This window comes from Sphingopyxis sp., assembly GCF_051861155.1.
In the GTDB taxonomy this organism is placed as follows: domain Bacteria; phylum Pseudomonadota; class Alphaproteobacteria; order Sphingomonadales; family Sphingomonadaceae; genus Sphingopyxis.
The window spans coordinates 563,057-581,336 of record NZ_JBHYDE010000002.1; the positions used below are offsets into that span (position 1 = coordinate 563,057).

The 18,280-nt window shown below is 64.6% G+C and carries 20 protein-coding genes; 8 read left to right on the forward strand and 12 right to left on the reverse strand.

The window, feature by feature from the left end; translation table 11 throughout:
* The first annotated feature begins 2 nt into the window (after positions 1-2).
* The 3 genes from ACTIFP_RS05920 (at position 3) to mazG (ending at position 1,832) form a co-directional block, all read left to right on the forward strand.
* A complete protein-coding gene (locus ACTIFP_RS05920; protein WP_439567779.1) occupies positions 3-767 on the forward strand; it encodes an MBL fold metallo-hydrolase in 765 nt (254 codons plus the stop codon).
* Entirely contained in the window at positions 764-940 is a 177-nt protein-coding gene (locus ACTIFP_RS05925) for a hypothetical protein (protein ID WP_439567780.1), read from the forward strand. The genes ACTIFP_RS05920 and ACTIFP_RS05925 overlap by 4 nt, the downstream gene beginning before the upstream one ends.
* Positions 941-1,055: 115 nt before the next feature.
* Complete coding sequence (mazG, locus tag ACTIFP_RS05930) at positions 1,056-1,832, forward strand: nucleoside triphosphate pyrophosphohydrolase (RefSeq protein ID WP_439567781.1); 777 nt, start codon at positions 1,056-1,058, stop codon at positions 1,830-1,832.
* On the opposite strand, the gene hflX is transcribed toward mazG, so the two are convergent.
* The 7 genes from hflX to dusB all read right to left on the reverse strand — a co-directional run bounded on the left by hflX (position 1,807) and on the right by dusB (position 11,023).
* On the reverse strand, positions 1,807-3,105 hold the full coding sequence (hflX, locus tag ACTIFP_RS05935; protein ID WP_439567816.1) for a GTPase HflX: 1,299 nt from the start codon (positions 3,103-3,105) through the stop codon (positions 1,807-1,809). The two genes, mazG and hflX, sit on opposite strands and share 26 nt — an antisense overlap.
* A gap of 50 nt (positions 3,106-3,155) precedes the next feature.
* On the reverse strand, positions 3,156-3,659 hold the full coding sequence (hfq, locus tag ACTIFP_RS05940; RefSeq protein WP_439567782.1) for an RNA chaperone Hfq: 504 nt from the start codon (positions 3,657-3,659) through the stop codon (positions 3,156-3,158).
* A gap of 118 nt (positions 3,660-3,777) precedes the next feature.
* Positions 3,778-5,157: a nitrogen assimilation response regulator NtrX gene (gene ntrX, locus ACTIFP_RS05945; protein ID WP_439567783.1), complete on the reverse strand. Its 1,380-nt coding sequence runs from the start codon at positions 5,155-5,157 to the stop codon at positions 3,778-3,780.
* Positions 5,147-7,438: a sensor histidine kinase gene (locus ACTIFP_RS05950; protein WP_439567784.1), complete on the reverse strand. Its 2,292-nt coding sequence runs from the start codon at positions 7,436-7,438 to the stop codon at positions 5,147-5,149. The genes ntrX and ACTIFP_RS05950 overlap by 11 nt, the downstream gene beginning before the upstream one ends.
* Before the next feature lie 92 nt (positions 7,439-7,530).
* Positions 7,531-8,940 carry a sigma 54-interacting transcriptional regulator gene (locus ACTIFP_RS05955; protein WP_439567785.1) on the reverse strand — a complete coding sequence of 470 codons (1,410 nt, stop codon included), beginning with the start codon at positions 8,938-8,940 and terminating at the stop codon, positions 7,531-7,533.
* Positions 8,937-10,028 carry a two-component system sensor histidine kinase NtrB gene (locus ACTIFP_RS05960; protein ID WP_439567786.1) on the reverse strand — a complete coding sequence of 364 codons (1,092 nt, stop codon included), beginning with the start codon at positions 10,026-10,028 and terminating at the stop codon, positions 8,937-8,939. Before ACTIFP_RS05960 ends, ACTIFP_RS05955 begins: the two co-directional genes overlap by 4 nt.
* Positions 10,025-11,023: a tRNA dihydrouridine synthase DusB gene (gene dusB / locus ACTIFP_RS05965; protein WP_439567787.1), complete on the reverse strand. Its 999-nt coding sequence runs from the start codon at positions 11,021-11,023 to the stop codon at positions 10,025-10,027. Before dusB ends, ACTIFP_RS05960 begins: the two co-directional genes overlap by 4 nt.
* A 95-nt stretch (positions 11,024-11,118) precedes the next feature.
* On the opposite strand from dusB, the gene ACTIFP_RS05970 reads away from it, so the two are divergent.
* Both ACTIFP_RS05970 and ACTIFP_RS05975 read left to right on the forward strand, forming a co-directional pair.
* The gene (locus ACTIFP_RS05970; protein ID WP_439567788.1) at positions 11,119-12,297 is read left to right on the forward strand and encodes a bifunctional 2-C-methyl-D-erythritol 4-phosphate cytidylyltransferase/2-C-methyl-D-erythritol 2,4-cyclodiphosphate synthase; all 1,179 of its coding nucleotides are present in this window, start codon (positions 11,119-11,121) and stop codon (positions 12,295-12,297) included.
* A 34-nt stretch (positions 12,298-12,331) separates the two neighbouring features.
* Entirely contained in the window at positions 12,332-12,859 is a 528-nt protein-coding gene (locus ACTIFP_RS05975; protein ID WP_439567789.1) for a CinA family protein, read from the forward strand.
* Here ACTIFP_RS05975 and ACTIFP_RS05980 read toward each other — a convergent pair.
* Complete coding sequence (locus tag ACTIFP_RS05980; protein WP_439567790.1) at positions 12,802-13,281, reverse strand: type II toxin-antitoxin system RatA family toxin; 480 nt, start codon at positions 13,279-13,281, stop codon at positions 12,802-12,804. The genes ACTIFP_RS05975 and ACTIFP_RS05980 overlap by 58 nt on opposite strands.
* A gap of 7 nt (positions 13,282-13,288) precedes the next feature.
* Positions 13,289-14,221, reverse strand: coding sequence for a lipoyl synthase (gene lipA, locus ACTIFP_RS05985; RefSeq protein ID WP_439567791.1), 933 nt, complete (start codon positions 14,219-14,221; stop codon positions 13,289-13,291).
* A gap of 62 nt (positions 14,222-14,283) precedes the next feature.
* Here lipA and ACTIFP_RS05990 point away from each other — a divergent pair, with 62 nt between their 5' ends.
* Positions 14,284-14,925 carry a carbonic anhydrase gene (locus tag ACTIFP_RS05990; protein ID WP_439567792.1) on the forward strand — a complete coding sequence of 214 codons (642 nt, stop codon included), beginning with the start codon at positions 14,284-14,286 and terminating at the stop codon, positions 14,923-14,925.
* 14 nt (positions 14,926-14,939) lie between these two features.
* A complete protein-coding gene (locus ACTIFP_RS05995) occupies positions 14,940-15,518 on the forward strand; it encodes a hypothetical protein (protein WP_439567793.1) in 579 nt (192 codons plus the stop codon).
* Between the two features lie 9 nt (positions 15,519-15,527).
* On the opposite strand, the gene ACTIFP_RS06000 is transcribed toward ACTIFP_RS05995, so the two are convergent.
* The gene (locus ACTIFP_RS06000; protein ID WP_439567794.1) at positions 15,528-16,112 is read right to left on the reverse strand and encodes a DUF1579 domain-containing protein; all 585 of its coding nucleotides are present in this window, start codon (positions 16,110-16,112) and stop codon (positions 15,528-15,530) included.
* 199 nt (positions 16,113-16,311) lie between these two features.
* On the opposite strand from ACTIFP_RS06000, the gene ACTIFP_RS06005 reads away from it, so the two are divergent.
* On the forward strand, positions 16,312-17,016 hold the full coding sequence (locus tag ACTIFP_RS06005) for a DUF899 family protein (protein ID WP_439567795.1): 705 nt from the start codon (positions 16,312-16,314) through the stop codon (positions 17,014-17,016).
* Here ACTIFP_RS06005 and ACTIFP_RS06010 read toward each other — a convergent pair.
* Complete coding sequence (locus ACTIFP_RS06010; RefSeq protein WP_439567796.1) at positions 17,013-17,459, reverse strand: PaaI family thioesterase; 447 nt, start codon at positions 17,457-17,459, stop codon at positions 17,013-17,015. The genes ACTIFP_RS06005 and ACTIFP_RS06010 overlap by 4 nt on opposite strands.
* Positions 17,460-17,464: 5 nt before the next feature.
* On the reverse strand, positions 17,465-18,280 hold an 816-nt coding region (locus ACTIFP_RS06015), incomplete at its 5' end, for an ATP-binding cassette domain-containing protein (protein ID WP_439567797.1).

An 18,280-nucleotide genomic window follows, 5' to 3' on the forward strand; every position in this document is an offset into this window, starting at 1 on the left:
GTATGAAGGTCCGGATCCTCGGCTGCGGCACCTCGTCGGGGGTGCCGCGGATCGGCAATGACTGGGGGCAATGCGACCCCGACAATCCGCGCAACCTGCGCAGCCGCGCCTCGATCCTGATCTCGCTCGGTGGCTTTCGCTTGCTCGTCGACACCAGCCCCGACATGCGGTTGCAACTGCTCGACGCCGAGGTCGGCGCCGTCGATGGCATCATCTGGACCCACGAGCATGCTGACCATTGCCACGGGCTCGATGATCTGCGCCAGATCATGCACCTGCGCGGCTCGGCGGTCCCTGCCTATGCGCGCGACCATGTCCTCGACATCCTGAAATGGCGCTTCACTTACGCCTTTGCCGGCAACGCAGGCTATCCGGCGTCGGTCGATCCGATCGACCTGCTCGATCATCAATCGATCGGGCCGATTGAGGTGTCGGCGATCGAAATGCCGCATGGCCCGATCAAGGCGAGCGGACTGATCTTTAGCGATGGTTCGCACAAGATAGCCTATGCTACTGACTTTTCTAAGTTTACTGACGAGATGGTCGATTTTTTCCAGGGCGTCGATCTGTTCATCATTGACGCGCTGCGTCGCTATCCGCACCCGACGCATCCGCATCTCGCGATGACGCTCGCGGCGCTGGAAAAATGCGGCAATCCGCGGGCGATCATCACCCATATGGACAATACGATGGATTATGACGACCTTGCGGCCGAATTGCCGCCGGGTGTCGAGCCGGGCTATGACGGGTTGGAGGTGCAGCTATGAACGGCGATACCGGGGTGCAACTGATCTGGTTCTTCGGCGCGCTGGCGCTGGTGATCAGTTCATTGCTCGCGAGGCGATTGCCCGCGGCCGACTGGGTCAAGATGGCGCTGGCATGGGCCGCAATCTTTGGTCTGGTGTTTCTGGTTATCCGCACGTGGCAGATGGTCACATGACACAAAGGCGCCAAATCGACGCGGCGCGGAAAATCATATGATATCAACGGCAGGGGGGTCGTTTCCTCTCCAGTCATATATAAATTTAACATAATATATATTATCGGATAAACAGATGCCCGACGCGACGCTCCAGTCCCCCATCGATCGCCTGCTCGCCGTGATGGCCAAACTGCGCGACCCCGACGGCGGCTGCGAATGGGATCTGGCGCAGGATTTCACGACCATCGCGCCCTACACGATCGAGGAAGCCTATGAGGTCGCCGATGCGATCGCCGGCGGTAATCCTGCGGCGATTTGCGACGAGCTTGGCGACCTGTTGCTCCAGGTCGTCTTTCACAGCCAGATCGCGGCGGATGACGGCCTGTTCGGTTTCGACGACGTTGCCACGGCGATCAGCGACAAGATGGAGCGTCGCCACCCACATATTTTTGGCGGCAGCCAGACGGACGATGTTCGCCAGCAATGGGAACAGATCAAGGCCGACGAGCGCGCCGCCGATGGCCCCAAGGGCGCGTTGTCGGGCGTTGCCTTGTCCTTGCCGGCGCTCTTGCGCGCGCAGAAACTCCAGTCGCGTGCCGCACGCGTCGGTTTTGACTGGCCCGATGTTAACGGCCCGCGCGACAAGATCGCCGAAGAACTCGCCGAAGTCGCGGTCGCGACCGACGATGCGGCGCGCCACGAAGAAATCGGCGACCTGCTGTTCGCGGTCGTCAATTACGCGCGGCACCTGGGTGTCGATGCCGAATCCGCACTGCGCGATGCCAACGTCAAGTTCGCGCGGCGCTTCGTGGCAATGGAAGATCGCGCCGGCGGCAGCCTGGCGGGCCTGTCGCTCGACGCGCAGGAAGCCCATTGGCTGGCGGTCAAGGCGTCAGAGCGTCTTTCGTAGGCCACAGCCGCTCGAACCGCGCCGCGTCGGCGGGATCGAGCCGGACGGTCAGGACATGCCCCTCGCCCTCGGGCTCGTCGGCCAGCACCTCGCCGCGGGCATGCAGCCACGCCGCCGCCTCACCTTCATGATAGCCAAGATAGATACGCTGCACCTTGTGGAGCGCGGTCAGCTGCGACGCCATGAGCACGCGCGCCGCCTCGACGCCCTCGCCCGTCACGGCCGAGATCAGCGCGACGTCAGAGCGGCGCGCCGCCATCTCTTCGATCGCCGCGCGGCGCTCGGCATCGGCGGTGTCGATCTTGTTCCAGATTTCGATCTGCGGGATCGCGGGCGGCGCATCCCCCTCTCCATCGTCTTGCGGTCCATCGACGCCGAGCGACCGCAAGATGGCGCGGACGTCGTCATATTGCGCATCGCTGTCGGGATGGACGATGTCGCGGACATGGACGATCAGATCGGCGGTCGTGACCTCTTCCAATGTGGCGCGAAAGGCGGCGACCAGTTCGGTGGGCAGGTCGGACACGAAACCCACGGTGTCGGACAGGATCGCCTTGTCGATCCCCGGCAGCCGGATTTCGCGCATTGTCGGGTCGAGCGTCGCGAACAACATGTCTTCCGCCATGACGTCACTTCCCGTCAAGCGGTTGAAAAACGTTGATTTACCGGCGTTGGTATAGCCGACCAAAGCGACCACCGGCCATGGCGCGCGCTGGCGCTTTGAGCGCTGGAGTTGGCGCGTGCGCCGCGCATCGTCCAGCGACCGGCGGATGCGCGCCATGCGATTGCGGATCATCCGGCGGTCGGCCTCGATCTGCGTTTCGCCGGGGCCGCCGAGGAAACCAAAACCGCCGCGCTGGCGTTCGAGGTGGGTCCAGCTGCGCACCAGCCGCCCCGCCTGATAATCGAGATGCGCCAGTTCGACCTGCAACCGCCCCTCGGCGGTCGCGGCGCGCTCGCCGAAGATTTCGAGAATCAGCCCGGTGCGGTCGATCACCTTGGTGCCGAATGCGGTTTCCAGATTGCGCTGCTGGATCGGGCTGAGCGCCGCATCGACGACAACCAGCTGCACATTCTTCGCCGCAATATCGGGCGTAATCGCCTCGATCTGGCCGACGCCGAGCAAGGTCGCGGCACGCGTCTGCCGTAGCCGCAGCATATGTACTGCGACGACGTCCAACCCGATCGCCAGCGCCAGCCCGCGCGCCTCCTCGGCGCGCGCGTCGAGATCGCGCGCCAGACGCTGGCTGTGCCATTCGGGCACGACGATCAGCGCGGCGGCGCCGCGGGTTACCTCGTCCGGACTGTCGATTATCGAGGCGATCAGGCGTCGTCCGTTTCGCCGTCGGCCTCGCCGCTGTCGGTCAGGTTGATCGGGCCGTTCGGCTGCACCGTCGAAATCGCGTGCTTATAGACCAGCTGTACCTGCCGCTCGCGCTCGAGCAGCATGCAGAACAGGTCGAACGCGACGATGTCGCCCTGCAACATCACCCCGTTGACTAGGAACATCGTCACCGATTCATCGGATTTGCGCACGGCATTCAGAAACACGTCCTGTAACGCCTTGCCCTTGCTGGCCGGCGCGTCGCGCAGATTGTCGCCGAGTAGCGACAGGTCGAAGTCGTGCGACGGCATCACGGTCGAAATCGCGTGCTTATAGACCAGCTGCGACTGGCCATCGCGGCGCAGCAGCAAAGAGAAATTGTCGAACCAGGTAATGATGCCCTGAAGCTTGACGCCCTTGACCAGGAACATGGTCACCGGGGTCTTGCTGCGGCGCAGGGCGTTTAGGAAAATATCCTGGAGATTCTGATTTTTATCGGACACATTTGCCTCCTGTTTTTGGCGGTATCACCGCGGGTACAACACCGGTTTTCCGGCTTTCAAGACCTTCTTCTGACAAACAATATGCGGCAAAGCATGCACAAGGTCTAGCGCAAAGCCTTTACCCCTCGCCCTCCGAACTCTCGGTGAGCCCCAAAAGTTTCAGTTTGCGGTGCAGCGCCGATCTTTCCATGCCGATAAAGGTCGCGGTGCGCGAAATATTGCCCGAAAAGCGGTTGATCTGGATCCGCAGATATTCGCGTTCGAAATTCTCGCGCGCTTCTTTCAGCGGGATTGCGGTAATCGATTCCGAATTGGGCAAGATATCGGTGCCGCCGCGCACCAACTCGCCGGGCAGCATGTCGGCGTCGATCCGCGCCAGCCGGTCGCTCGGCGCCAGGATCATCACGCGTTCGATCACATTGCGCAGCTCGCGGACATTGCCCGGCCATTCGTGCGCCTGCAACGCCGCCATCGCTTCCGAACTGATTTCGGGCGGCGGCACGCGGCGGTCGGCGGCGTAGCGGCGGATATAATGGTCGCACAAGCTGGCGATGTCGTCGCGCCGTTCGCGCAGCGGCGGGATATGCACCGGAACGACGTTGAGCCGGTAATAGAGATCCTCGCGAAAGCGGCTCTCGGCGATTTCGGTCATCAGGTCGCGCGCCGACCCCGAAATGATCCGCACATCGACGCGGATCATCGTGCGCCCGCCGACCCGGGTAAAGCTCTGGTCGGTCAGCACGCGCAGGATCTTGCCCTGCGTCGTCAACGGCATGTCGGCAACCTCGTCGAGGAACAAGGTGCCGCCATGCGCCTGTTCGAGCAGCCCGACCCGGATCGCGCCGTCGTCGGCTTCGGATCCGAACAACTCGGTTTCGACCGTTTCGGGGTCCATGCGCGCCGAAGAAATGACGCGGAACGGCGCATTATGCCGCCCGCTCCATCCGTGCAGCACCCGTGCCGCCACTTCCTTGCCGACCCCCGGCGCGCCGGTGATCAGCACCCGGCTGCCGGTCCCGGCGACGCGTTTGAGCGTGGCGCGGACGTTGTTGATCGACGCGCTGGTCCCGGTCAGCTCGTCCGACGGCCCGGCCTTTTCGCGCAGCTGCTCATATTCGAACTTCAACCGCTCGCTTTCGGTCGCGCGCGCCACCAGGTGCAGCAGGCGCGAGGCTTCGAACGGCTTTTCGATGAAGTCGAACGCGCCGCGGCGGATCGCCGCCACCGCGGTGTCGAGCCCGCCGTGGCCGGAAATGACGATGATCGGCAGCGTCGGATCGAACGCCTTGATCGCCTCGACCAGCCCCAGCCCGTCGAGCCGCGATCCCTGAAGCCAGACGTCGATCAGCGCGAGCGACGGGCGCCGCTGACGGATCGCCTCGAGCGCCGAATCGCTGTCGGAGGCGGTGCGCGCCTCATAGCCTTCGTCTTCCATGACGCCGGCGACGAGGTCGCAAATGTCGCGCTCGTCGTCGACGATCAGAATATCAAGCGCCATGTTCTTCTCTGTCCTGTCGGTTGCGGATCCGCCCCGGAACCGATTCTGCCTGTCCCATGCTTGTTTCTTCGCCCTTTCCGCCCAGCGCGCGCAGCCGGTCGGGGTGCAGCGTCAGCGTGACGCACGTCCCCTGCCCCGCCGGATTGTCCAAAAATTCCAGTTCGCCATAATGCTGCTCGACGATCTTTTTGACGATCGCGAGCCCCAAGCCGGTGCCACCCTGCCGCGTCGTCATATAAGGCTCGGCAATCGCCTCGCGCGCCTGCGGCAGCCCGATGCCGTCGTCGGCGATGCGGATCACCATCTCGCCCCGCGGCCCCATCGCCAGTTCGGCATCGATATGGCCGACGGGTACAGCTTCAGAATTTTTAGATTTTTCTTCAATGGCTTCCACGGCGTTTTTGACGATGTTGGTCATTGCCTGCGACAGCAGGCGGCGGTCGCAGACCAGCGGCTCGATCTCGTCAGGGGTTTTCACCGCAAAGACAATGTCGGGTTTGGCGACCTCGAACAGGAACACCGCCTGGCGCAGGATGTCGCGGACATCCTCGACCCCGAAGGTCGGCTTGGGCATGCGGGCAAAGCTGGAAAATTCGTCGACCATCCGCCGCATGTCGTGAACCTGGCGGATCACCGTATCGGTCAGCTTTTTGAAAGTTGCACTGTCGCCTTCGATCTTGTCGCCAAAGCGGCGCTGGAGCCTTTCGGCGGCGAGCTGGATCGGGGTCAGCGGGTTCTTGATCTCGTGCGCGATCCGCCGTGCGACGTCCGACCAGGCGGCACGGCGCTGATCGAGCAACTGCTGGGTAATATCCTCGAAACTCAGGACAAAACCGTCGCCCTGCGCGACCGCCTTGGCGGCGAGCGTCGCGGGTTCGGCGTCGGGCCGGGCCAGTTGCACGATCGCCTCGCGCTCGTCGCCGGTCAGCAGTTGCGCCAGTTCGGGGGCAACCTCGACCAGCGGCCGTCCGGTCAGGCAATTGGTCGACTGGCAGATCAGCCGTTCCGCGGCGGCGTTGGCAAGCAGGATCCGGTGATCGGCATCGACCGAGATCACCGCCGACGAAACGCCGCTGAGCACCGCCTCGATAAAGCTGCGGCGCGCTTCGAGTTGTTCGTTGACGCTGACCAGCGCCCCGGTCTGTCCCTGCAATTGTTCGGTCATGCGGTTGAACGCGCGGGTCAGCACCGAAATCTCATCATCGCGCGCCGGCGGGGTTACCCGCACCGACAGGTCGCCCCCCGCCGCGGTGCGCGTCGCGCCGATCAGCGTGCCGAGCGGACGGACGATGCGGTCGGCAACCACGATTGCGGCGATCACGGCAAGCGCGAGGAGCAGCAGCGACCCAAGGTAGAGCGCGCCGTTGAATTGCAGCTGCAACAACTGAGAGCGCTCAAACAGTGCATTATAGTCAGCGAGGACCGTGCGGGCGAGATTAAATTGCTGCTGACCTAGGCTCGAGACGGCGCGCGAAGAATAGAGGAATGCATTGGGCCTGCCAGGAAGCCGTGTAACAGCCTCGATGCGGTTAGCGCTTCGCGTAACGACGATATCTTCGCCAGCGTTGAGCCGCTGGATGATCGCTGGCGTAACGCGACCCTCGGCCGCCCGATTGTCGGGGTCGATCATCACCGCAGTCCGCGCAACGCCATCGCGGCCAACTTCGATGATCGCGGATTCAGTGAGTTCGCGAACCACAACCTGAAACCCGTAGGCGTCTTGAAAACTGATGCTGTCGATGGCTTGGGTGTCGAGATATTTGCTCAGGTCTCCGGCCATTGTGGAGGTCTGTATGGCCACAGACTTCTGACTTTCCTCGTAGAACGATTGCGCCAACGTGGCAGCGTTTTCGAACATTCCCCGGGAGCGGTCGGAATACCAGAAATCGACCCCAAACTGGAACAGCAGCGACGCAAAAATCACCACAAGCAGGGTGGGCGTCGCGGCGATCAACGAAAACAGCGCCACCAGCCGGACGTGGAGGCGCCCATTGCCGCCCTCCATGGACCGCACGGCGCGAGCGCGCGCCACGCGGCTGCCGATCAGCACGATCAGCGCCATGGCGGGCACCAGGTTGGCGACCATGATCGCGGCGACCAGCGCCGGGGTGAGCAGCCGCTCGCTCTGCGCGTCGCCGGTGACGAAGACATAGGTCGCGATGCCGATGCTGACGATCAGCGCCAGCGTATAATATTCGGGCGCAGCGAAGCGCCAGAAGCCCGAGCGTGCGTCCTGATCGGCGGAATCGATGTCGTGAGTCAGGGGAGCCGCATGCGCCATTGTTGCCATGCTACGACAAACCTGTTGCATAGAAAACACACAAACGTCGCTCGCGGCGCTCGAACGGCGTTATTATGCGCTAGTTTGGTCACTCACAGGTGGCTGGGATCGATGTCGAGTTGCCCCAAGCGCTTGCGTAGCGTGTTGCGGTTGATGCCGAGGCGTCGCGCCGCTTCCAGCTGATTGCCGCGCACGTCGCGCAGGATGCGGCGGAACAGTGCGGCCTCGACGATCGCTTCGAGCTGACCATGCAGGTCGCCTTCGCTGGCGCCGCTCGCCATCTGCTCGCGCGCCCAATCGTCGACGGCGCGGGCGATCAGGTCGGCGGGCGCCGCCGCACCGCCGCCCTCGCCGTTTTCGTGCAGCACCGTTTCGACATCGCGCACGGTGACAATGGTATCGCGCGACAGCACCGCCAGCCGCTGGACGACATTGCCCAGCTCGCGAACATTGCCGGGCCAGTCATAGCGTTCGAGCCACTGCATCGCGGCGGGCGCGAACTGGCGGTCGGGCAGGCCTGAACCGCGCCCGGCCTCGACAAAATGGCGGACCAGCGCCGCAATGTCGCTGCGCCGATCGCGCAGCGGCGGCAGCGTTACCGGGATGACGTTGAGGCGGTAGAACAAATCCTCGCGGAACCGGCCATCGGCGACCAGCGTCCGCATATCGCGATGGGTCGCGGCGATAACGCGGACGTCGGCGCGCAGCGCCTGATTGCCGCCGACGGTCGAATATTCGTTGCTTTGCAGGACGCGGAGCAGCCGTGTCTGCGCCTCAAGCGGCATGTCGCCGATCTCGTCCAGGAATAATGTCCCGCCCGCCGCCTGCTCGAACCGTCCGGCATTGCGGCTGTGCGCGCCGGTGAACGCGCCCTTTTCGTGCCCGAACAGCTCGGCCTCGATCAATTCGCGCGGAATCGCCGCCATGTTGATCGCAACGAACGGCCCCGCGCGGCGCAGCCCGGTGGCATGGATCGCGCGCGCGACGACCTCCTTGCCGGTCCCCGATTCGCCCAGGATCAGCACCGCCAGATCGTTCGACGCGAGGCGGGCGATGGTGCGATACACCGCCTGCATTGCCGGCGCGCGGCCGACCAGCCCGTGGCTGTCGGCTTGGGCCGGGTCGGCGCCCGCCGTCGGCTCGGCGCGGCGCTCCAGCGCGGCGCGGACGCTCGCGGTCAGTTCGTCGAGGTCGAAGGGCTTGGGCAGATAGTCATAACTGCCGATCCCCGTCGCACGGACGGCGGTGTCGAGCGTGTTCTGCGCTGACAGCACGATCACCGGCGTACCTGCATCCACCCGCAAAGAATCGATGCCGTCGCCGTCGGGCAGGACGACGTCGGTGATGACCAGGTCGGGGCGGTTGTCGGCCAGCCAGGCGTTCCGTTCGGCGATGCTACTGACTGACGCGAAATGGCCGCATTCGCCGACCAGCGTCTCGCGGATGATCATCGCGATCGCGGGGTCATCCTCGACCAACAGGATCGTCTTGCGATCGCTCATGCGGCGCGTCCCTTTTGCGCCACCGGCAGATGGACGCGAAAGCGGGTCCATTCGCCGTCGCGCATATGCTGGACGGTGCCGCCCATGTCGCGCGCCAGCTTGGCGACGAGGGCGAGGCCGAGTCCCCGCCCCTCGCGCTTCGTCGTCACGAACGGGTCGAACAGGTCGCCGCGAATGTCGGCGGGAACGCCGGGGCCGTTATCGCTGACGCTGACCTCGATCGGCAGCGCGATCCGCCCGCGCCCGTCGCCATTGTCGATCGACAGGCCGTGGCGATAGGCGGTTGCGATCCGCACCACGCCATCGTCGCGGCCACCCAGCACCTCGCAGCCATTGGTGACCAGGTTGAGCAATATCTGCACCATGGCGTCATGGTTGCCGTGCACCAGCGGCAGCGACGGGTCGAAATCCTCGGCAAAGCGAACGCCCGGAAACTGGCGCGCCCGCGCGGTTTCCATCGCCTGGTGGATCGGCTGATACAGGTTGATCGGCGCGCACGCGATCGGTTGGCCGCGCGAGAAATGCTCCATCTGGTCGATCAGCGTCGCGATCCGGTCGACCTCGGCGCAGATCAGCGTCGTGAAGCGTTCGCCGCTGGCGTCGGTCTTGCGCGCCAGCAATTGCGCCGCGCCCTTGATCCCGGCGAGCGGGTTCTTGATTTCGTGCGCCAGCATCGACGCGGCGCCGCCCGCGGCGCGCCCTGATCGCCCGATCGCGCCGCCCATCAGTTCGGCGTCGCTCTGCGCCGGAACTAGCGCCAGGATACGATGACCGCTCTGGCCATAGGGGACCATCTGCATATCGACAAAAATCGCCTTGCGGCCGCCGACCGAAATCTCGGCGCGATGCGCGAACAGCGCCGACGTCGCGGCGTCGCTCATCCGCTGGCGATAGCTCCGATCCATGGCGATCACGTCATAGACGACGCGCCCGATCATCGCCGACCGGCTCATATTGCACATCTGTTCAGCGGCGGCATTGACGAACAGCACCACGGCGCCCTTGTCGATCAACAGCGTCGGGACGGGGTGCGAGTGGATCAACTCGTCGTGGTCGAAGGTCGGGATGCTCGACGTGAGCGCGCTCACGCGGCCGCTCTGGTCAGATGCGGGCCATAGAAGGCTTCGAGCGCGTCCAGCACGCCCTTGCTGTCAGGGATCTGGTTGACCTTGTTGCGGAACTCGGCCGATCCATGCAGCCCCTTGACGTACCAGCCGAGGTGCTTGCGCGCCATATTGACCCCGGTGATCTCGCCATAATGGTCGATCATCGCGCGGTAATGCGATGTAATGACGTCATATTGTTCGTCAATGCCGGGGTCCGGGCGCTCATTCTCGCCGCGCAGTGCCGCCATGACCTGGCCGAGCAGCCAGGGGCGGCCATAGGCACCGCGGCCGATCATCACTCCGTCGGCGCCGCTCTGCGCCAGCGCGGTGCGCGCGTCGTCGGCGGAGCAAATGTCACCATTGGCGATCACCGGGATCGATACCGCGTCCTTGACGCTGCGGATGAAGCTCCAGTCGGCCTCGCCGCGGTACATCTGGTTGCGGGTGCGACCGTGGACGGTGACGAGCTTGGCGCCCAGATCCTCGGCGATATGGGCGAGTTCGGGGGCGTTCAGACTGTCGTGGCACCAGCCCATCCGCATCTTGACCGTCACCGGCACCGACACCGCCTTGACACAGGCCTCGATCAACGCCGCGGCAAGCTTCAGGTCGCGCATCAGCGCCGAGCCCGCGTCGCCGCTCGTCACCTTGCGCACCGGGCAGCCCATATTGATGTCGATGATTGCGGCGCCGCGATCTTCGTTTAGTCTAGCGGCCTCACCCATTTCATAGGGCGTGCAGCCGACGAGCTGCATCGACACCGGCTCCTCGACCGGGTGCCACGCCGCTTTCTGGATCGACTGGCGCGTCTCGCGGATCGCCGCCTGGCTGGCGATCATCTCGGTGACGTTGAGCCCCGAACCATAGCGGCGCACCAGGGTGCGGAACGGCATATCGGTGACGCCCGTCATCGGCGCGAGAATCACGGGATCCGCGATGGTGATGTTGCCGATCTGGATGGGCCGCAGCGGCGCCATGGCGGGAACTTTCGTCTGATTGCCTAAAATTTGAGCAGCCCGTACACGCTAAGCCGCTTTCCCGCAAGCCGCGGCTGCGCTAACCGGCGCGCATAATGACCGAGTCCGCTCCCTTCACCACGCCGCGCGCGATGGTCATCTTGCTTGCTGGCGGTCAGGGCAGCCGGGCCGGTTTCGCCGTACCCAAGCAGCTAGCGACGCTCGGCGGTAAGCCGGTGTTGCGCTGGAGCCTCGATGCCTTTTGTGCCCATTCGGCGATTGGCGGCGGCGTGCTGGTGGCCAATGATGACGTCATGGCGGCGCTCGGCACGTTACCGGATGGCTGGATTTCTGCCAATCCCGGGGAAGAACGGCAACAGTCGGTGGCCAATGCGCTGGCCGCGCTGGCTGACCGTGAGGACGAGACTCCGCTGCTGGTGCACGATGCCGCGCGGCCCGGGGTGACCGCCGCGGTCATCGACCGCCTACTTGCCGCACTGGGCATGGCTGAAGCGGTGATCCCCAGCCTCCCCGTTCCCGATACGCTGGTCGAACAGGCCGCGGGCGTCGCGGGCGAGGTCGTCGACCGGAGCGCGCTGGCGCGGGTCCAGACCCCGCAGGCGTTCCGCCTTGGGGCATTGCGCCGCGCCCACGCCGCCGCGGTCGAGGCGGCAGCGACCGACGATGCGCAGCTGGTGCGGCGGCTCGGCCTCGCGGTGGCGGCGGTAGCAGGCGAAGCGCGGCTCCACAAACTGACTTATGCCGAGGATATGGCGATCCTGTCGGGGCTGTTGGGGATTGAGGCGATGACACGAACCGCGGTCGGCATGGGCTATGACGTCCACCGCCTTGTCGCCGACAAGCCGCTGTGGATCGGCGGCATAGAAATCGCGCATAGTCATGGACTTGAAGGCCATAGCGATGCCGACGTCGGGCTTCACGCGCTGACCGACGCCATCCTGGGTGCGCTCGGCGATGGCGACATCGGCGATCATTTCCCGCCGAGCGACCCGCAATGGCGCGGCGCAGCTTCGCATCGCTTCCTGCAGTTTGCCGCAAACCGCGTCACAACGCGCGGTGGACAGATCGATCATGTCGACCTCACCATCATTGCCGAGGCGCCGAAGATCGGCCCGCACCGCGCCGCGATGCGCGCGCGGATTGCCGAAATTCTTGCGATTCCGCTCGAACGGGTTAGTGTGAAGGCGACAACGACAGAGCGGCTGGGGTTCACCGGCCGCCGCGAGGGGATAGCTGCCCAAGCCGTCGCGACCCTGCGACTTCCGGAGAATTGACGCCGTGCTGCCTGACGATGAATCGCGCCTCTTGGTGCGCGACGAGCTTGCGACGAGCGTGCTCGCCAACAACCGAGCCGCGGGGCGCAAGGTCGCGGTCGCCGAAAGCTGCACCGGCGGCATGGTCAGCGCCGCGCTGACCGACATCGCGGGCAGTTCGGACGTCTTCTCCGCCGGTTTCATCACCTATTCGGGTCACGCCAAGCAAAGCCAGCTCGATGTGAGCAGCGAAATCCTCGAAACCTTTGGCGAAGTCTCGCTCGCGACCGCATGGGCGATGGCGACCGGCGCGCTCGCCAACAGCGATGCCGATATTGCGGTGGCGATCACCGGCATCGCCGGTCCAGGCGGCGGATCGGAGAAAAAGCCGGTCGGCATGGTCGTCTTCGCACGCGCGCTTCGTGGCCAGGATCCCGACGATTATTTCACCCAACGGGTGCAGTTCGAATCGACCGATCGCGCGGCGATCCGCCACCATGCGACGCTGTTCGCGCTCGACCTGCTTCAACCCGAAAGGGACGCGCTGCGTCCTTCGGAAGACATCGCCCTCCCCGCCCCGTAAAGATCGTCGGCGCGCGTTTCGAACGCGGCGATCATCTTGCGCAGCGCCTTGTCGAACATCTGGCCGGCAAGCGCTTCGAACACGCGGCTGCGGAATGCGAAGTCGACCATGAAATCGACGCGGCATCCGCCGCCCTCGACCGGGGTGAAATGCCATTCGTTGTTCAGATGGCGCATCGGGCCGTCGATATAGCTGACGGTCACCTCGCGCGGCCGCTCCTTGTGGACGCGGCACGAGAAGCTTTCGCGCAGCCCCTTGAAGCCGACGATCATGTCGGCGACCGCTTCATGCTCGCTATCGCTACGGATGCGCAGCGCGATCACCCAGGGCAGGAATTCGGGGTAGCGCTCGATGTCGGTGACGAGCGCGAACATCTGCTCGTCGCTATACGGCAGGGCGCGGGTTTCGTGGTGCCTGGGCAAGTGGGTATCAGCCGGCGGCGCGCGCCAGCTGCGCCTCGCGCGCCGCGCGCATCCGTTCGAAATCATCGCCAGCGTGATAGCTCGATCGCGTCAGCGGCGACGACGCGACCTGCAGAAAGCCCTTGGCGCGGGCGATCTGGGCATAGGCGTCGAACGCCTGCGGCGTCACGAAGTCGATGACCTTCGCATGCTTCGGGGTCGGCTGCAGATATTGCCCCATCGTCATGAAATCGATGTCGGCGCTGCGCATGTCGTCCATCACCTGGTGCACCTCCATCCGCTGTTCGCCGAGGCCGAGCATGATGCCCGATTTGGTGAAGATCGACGGGTCGCGGCGCTTAACGCTTTCGAGCAGACGCAGCGAGGCATAATAGCGCGCGCCGGGGCGGATCGTCGGATAGAGCCGCGGCACGGTTTCAAGATTGTGGTTATACACGTCGGGCCGCGCGTCGACGATCGCCGCGATCGCGCTTTCGGGCTTGTTGCGGAAATCGGGGGTCAGGATCTCGATCGTCGTCTGCGGGGTTTCGCGGCGCAGCGCCTGGATCACCTTCACAAACTGGCTGGCGCCGCCGTCGGGCAAATCGTCGCGGTCGACCGAAGTGATGACGATATGGCTGAGCCCCATCTTTGCCGCGGCAATCGCGGTATGCTCGGGTTCGAGCGGATCGACCGCGCGCGGCATCCCGGTCTTGACGTTACAGAACGCACAGGCGCGGGTGCAGGTGTCGCCCAGGATCATGACGGTCGCATGCTTCTTGGTCCAGCATTCGCCGATATTCGGGCACGCCGCTTCCTCGCACACCGTGTTGAGGTTGAGCTCGCGCATCAGCTTGCGCGTTTCGGCATAGCCGGGGCTGGTCGGCGCCTTGACGCGAATCCAGTCGGGCTTGCGGGTGCGCTGGCTGGGGGTAGCGGCGGGTGATGCAGGAGCGTTCATTTCGCCCACATAGTCGCGCGCGCGCCTCTTCTCAACCTCTCTACCTATGCTAAGGCGCATCCATGACTCACTTTACCGACATGATCGACGGCTATCGCCGTTTCCGTAACGGCGGCTGGCAGCAACAGCGGCAGCGCTGGGGCGAATTGGCCGAGGGACAATCGCCCAAGGTGATGGTGATCGCCTGTTCCGACAGCCGCGTCGAACCGTCGCAGATTTTCGATACCAATCCCGGCGAAATCTTTGTAGTCCGCAACGTTGCGGCGCTGGTGCCGCCATTCGAAACGACGCCCGGGCGCCACGGCGTGTCGGCGGCGCTCGAATTTGCGGTTCAGTTCCTGCATGTCGAAGAAATCGTCGTGATGGGCCATGGCCTGTGCGGCGGCTGCCACGCCGCGTTGCACCGGTCGATGGCGGGCGCCGAGCCGGGCCGCGGCGGGTTTATCGCCGACTGGATCGCGCTGCTCGACGATGCCAGCGAAGAAATCCGCCGCAACCATGCCGACATCGACAACCGCGACGCCGGCCGCGCGATGGAAATGGCGGCAGTGCGCGTCAGCATCGACAATCTGCGCACCTTCCCCTGCATTCAGGAAAAGGAACGGCGCGGCACGCTGCGGCTGCGCGGCGCCTTTTTCGCGATCAGCGACGGCGTGCTGCATCTTTTGGACGAAGCGACGGGGGAGTTTGTGCCCGCCGCCTGAAACAGGAGAGCGATATGAGCAAGAATGCAATGTGGCTGACCCTGATTTTTGCGGCAGCAATCATTGGCGCGTTCCTGGGGCCGTCGCTGGCCAGCGTCGTGTCGCCCGAAACCTTGCTCATCCTGTCCGTGCTGCTGATCGGCGGCATCGTCATTTTCTGTTTCTGGGCGCTGTCGAGCAACAAGAGCGGGGCCAAGGCCGACACCGCGGCGATTGCCGATGCGCGGGCGATGCAGGCGCCGACGGGCAAAGCGCGGATCTATGTCACCCGCCGCGGCTTCGTCGCAGCGCTGCAGGGCATGAACGTTACGCTCGACGGCACGGGACAGGGCCAGATCAAGTCAGGCCAGATGCTGATGGCCGACGTCGATCCCGGCACCCATCACCTGCATGTTACCACCGCGAAAGCCAAGTTGGCGCATCCCGCCGAATTTGAGATCGAGGTCGGCGCGGGCGGGGTCGTAGTGATCGGCGCGATGATCGAAATGGGGGCCTTGAAGGGCAGCATCAAGCTGGAGCGGCTGGACGCCGCCAAGGCGCGCGAGGATGTCCATGCGACCAAATTGATATTGTGGGCGGTGTCGCCGGCCTGACCGCGACGATCACGGCTTCGCGGGAACGAACCCCGCGGCCGGCCAGCTGGTATCGCCGGTACGTGCGACCTCCAGCTTCGCGAACTCAACCGGCGGCATGCCGACCCCGATATAGCTGCCGACCTCGCTCCATTTGCCGTCGGCGATCGTCGCGACATATTTGATCGTCGCGCCGTTCGGCACCGGGATGCTCCATTCAAAGCCGGTGTCGGTCACCGCAAAGGGGAATTTGCCGGTGCGGCCGTCGGTCCAGCTGTTCATCGCATATTGATCGGTAGCGGCGTCGTAGGAAATCACCGCAAAGGCGTTGAAGACCAGCTTGCCCGCCTCGTCATACCCGCGCCCCTCGATCACCAGCGCGGTGCCGTCGAGCATCGGCCCGGCGCGTTCGGTCTGCGCCAGCCTGATCGTGCCGCCCGGCGAGGTGATCGTCGCGGTGCCGCGCCATTCGCCGTGCAGCTTTGCGAGCTTGGCAATCGCGGCCTTTTGTTCGACGATGACGGCGGGGTCGGTGCGCATCTGCGCCTGGGCGGCGAACGGCGCGGCGGACAGCAAGGCGGCGGTGATAGCGGCGGCGACAAGGGCAAATCGCATGATGGTCCTCCCAATTGTATTGGTGACATAACACAGCACTGCCGACAGGGAAATGGTGACCTAACGAAGCGGCACTGCGGCATTTCGTCGCTGATTCAGGGCAGGTTCGGGCCTAACCGAGCCGTCGGCGCGAGCAGCTGTTTTGCGCTTTTCGGTGTCGCGGGCAAAGCGATTCCCGGTCGCAATCAGGGAGACATATATGGCGCTTCGCCCATCTTTACTCGCCGCCCCGGCGCTGGCGTCGCGGCGGCGCGCTTTTCACGGCGAAGACGAATCCTACACCAAGGCGCGCAAATCGCTGCTTGCCGAAGAGATCGACCTGCGCCGCAAGATCGCGCGCGTTGCCGAACAGCGGCGTGCGCTGCCGCCCGGGCCGCTGATCGCAAGGGATTACCGGTTCCAAGACGCTGATGGCGCCGAGCTGTCGCTGGACGAATTGTTTGGGCCGCATGACACGCTGGTCAGCTATTTCTGGATGTATGGCCCCGAACGCGAACGCCCCTGCCCGATGTGCACCAACTGGCTGGGGGCGGTGAACGGCAACGCCGCCGACATCAAACAGCGCGTCGCGCTGAAGATTTTCGGCCGCAGTCCGGCCGAGCGCCAACAGGCGTTCGCGCAGGAACGCGGCTGGCGGGCGCTCGATTTCGTGCAGACCGTCGGCGACGATTATGCGCGCGATCTGGGCCTGCTGCGCGCCGACGGCAGCGAAGATCCGGCGCTGGTGGTCTATAAGCGCGGCCGCGACGGCGTCCGTTTGTTCTGGAAAAGCGAGATGACCGCCGCAATGGCCGACCCGGGCCAAGACCCGCGCGGCGCGCCCGACATCGCCAGCCTGTGGAACATCCTCGACCTGACCCCGGGCGGCCGCGGCACCGACTGGTATCCGGCACTGGAATATTAGGGAATCGCGTAAGTCACATTCGCCTGCCCGACCGGCTTGTCGGGATCGTCGGTCCAGATTCGTACATCCATCACCGCGAGCCGCTTGCCGAGGCGCAGCATATGCGCGTCGGCGAATAGCGGGCCGGGGCGGCACGGGCGCAGGAACTGGTAGTTTAGCGCGCTCGTCACCGCCATCGCGACGGGGCCGATATGCGCGAGGACGAGCGCATAAGCCGCCATGTCGGCGAACCCCATCTGGGTCGGGCCGGAGATCAGCCCGCCGGGGCGCAGCGCATTGTCATTGGGGTCCAAGCGCGCCTGGATATGCCTAGGCGCGGTCGACACGACGATACCGCGCGAGCCCGGGGCCGAGTGGGGAAAGGCGTCGGCCATGAACGCGTTGAGCGCTTCCGCGTCGATGCGGATCGTGCCCGACGAGATCGGCGGTTGCCCCTCCCCCATCGCGGTCAGCGCGTCAGTTTTTTGTACGACGTCGCATGCGGGCGCGTCGCATCGTCGCCGAGGCGGCGGATTTTGTCCTCTTCATAGGATTCGAAATTGCCCTCGAACCATTCGACATGGCTGTCGCCCTCGAACGCCAGGATGTGCGTCGCGAGGCGATCGAGGAAGAAGCGGTCGTGGCTGATGACGACCGCACAACCGGCGAAGTTTTCGAGCGCTTCTTCGAGCGCAGCGAGCGTTTCGGTGTCGAGATCGTTGGTCGGTTCGTCGAGCAGTAGGACGTTGCCGCCCTGTTTCAGCATCTTGGCCATATGGACGCGGTTGCGTTCACCGCCCGACAGCTGGCCGACCTTTTTCTGCTGGTCGACGCCCTTGAAGTTGAACGCCCCGACATAGGCCCGCGTCTGCATCTCGTGCTTGCCGATGTTCATCAACTCGTGGCCGCCCGAAATTTCCTGCCAGACATTGTTGTCGGGCTTGAGGTCGTCGCGGCTCTGGTCGACAAAGCCGAGGCGGACGGTGTCGCCGATCGTCACCTTGCCGCTGTCGGGGGTTTCCTGACCGGTGATCAATTTGAACAAGGTCGATTTGCCCGCGCCGTTGGGGCCGATCACCCCGACGATGCCGCCGGGGGGCAGCGAGAAGGTCAGGTCTTCAAAGAGCAGCTTGTCGCCATAGGCCTTTGAAATGCCCTCGACCTCGATCACCTTGCCGCCCAGACGTTCGGGAACCTGGATGACGATCTGCGCCTTGCCGGGGATGCGCTTTTCCTGCGCTTCGACCAGCTGGTCGAAGCTCTTGATACGCGCCTTCGACTTGGC

What these genes read in the sequence shown, in the direction of transcription:
- ACTIFP_RS05995 (WP_439567793.1), top strand. Translation starts at nt 14,940, where the DNA reads ATGAGCAAGAATGCAATGTGGCTGACCCTGATTTTTGCGGCAGCAATC.
- ACTIFP_RS05920 (WP_439567779.1), top strand. Translation starts at nt 3, where the DNA reads ATGAAGGTCCGGATCCTCGGCTGCGGCACCTCGTCGGGGGTGCCGCGG.
- ntrX (WP_439567783.1), bottom strand. Translation starts at nt 5,157, where the DNA reads ATGGCGCTTGATATTCTGATCGTCGACGACGAGCGCGACATTTGCGAC.
- mazG (WP_439567781.1), top strand. Translation starts at nt 1,056, where the DNA reads ATGCCCGACGCGACGCTCCAGTCCCCCATCGATCGCCTGCTCGCCGTG.
- ACTIFP_RS05955 (WP_439567785.1), bottom strand. Translation starts at nt 8,940, where the DNA reads ATGAGCGATCGCAAGACGATCCTGTTGGTCGAGGATGACCCCGCGATC.
- ACTIFP_RS05970 (WP_439567788.1), top strand. Translation starts at nt 11,119, where the DNA reads ATGACCGAGTCCGCTCCCTTCACCACGCCGCGCGCGATGGTCATCTTG.
- ACTIFP_RS05925 (WP_439567780.1), top strand. Translation starts at nt 764, where the DNA reads ATGAACGGCGATACCGGGGTGCAACTGATCTGGTTCTTCGGCGCGCTG.
- dusB (WP_439567787.1), bottom strand. Translation starts at nt 11,023, where the DNA reads ATGGCGCCGCTGCGGCCCATCCAGATCGGCAACATCACCATCGCGGAT.
- ACTIFP_RS06010 (WP_439567796.1), bottom strand. Translation starts at nt 17,459, where the DNA reads ATGGGGGAGGGGCAACCGCCGATCTCGTCGGGCACGATCCGCATCGAC.
- ACTIFP_RS05990 (WP_439567792.1), top strand. Translation starts at nt 14,284, where the DNA reads ATGACTCACTTTACCGACATGATCGACGGCTATCGCCGTTTCCGTAAC.
- lipA (WP_439567791.1), bottom strand. Translation starts at nt 14,221, where the DNA reads ATGAACGCTCCTGCATCACCCGCCGCTACCCCCAGCCAGCGCACCCGC.
- ACTIFP_RS06005 (WP_439567795.1), top strand. Translation starts at nt 16,312, where the DNA reads ATGGCGCTTCGCCCATCTTTACTCGCCGCCCCGGCGCTGGCGTCGCGG.
- ACTIFP_RS05950 (WP_439567784.1), bottom strand. Translation starts at nt 7,438, where the DNA reads ATGGCGCATGCGGCTCCCCTGACTCACGACATCGATTCCGCCGATCAG.
- ACTIFP_RS06000 (WP_439567794.1), bottom strand. Translation starts at nt 16,112, where the DNA reads ATGCGATTTGCCCTTGTCGCCGCCGCTATCACCGCCGCCTTGCTGTCC.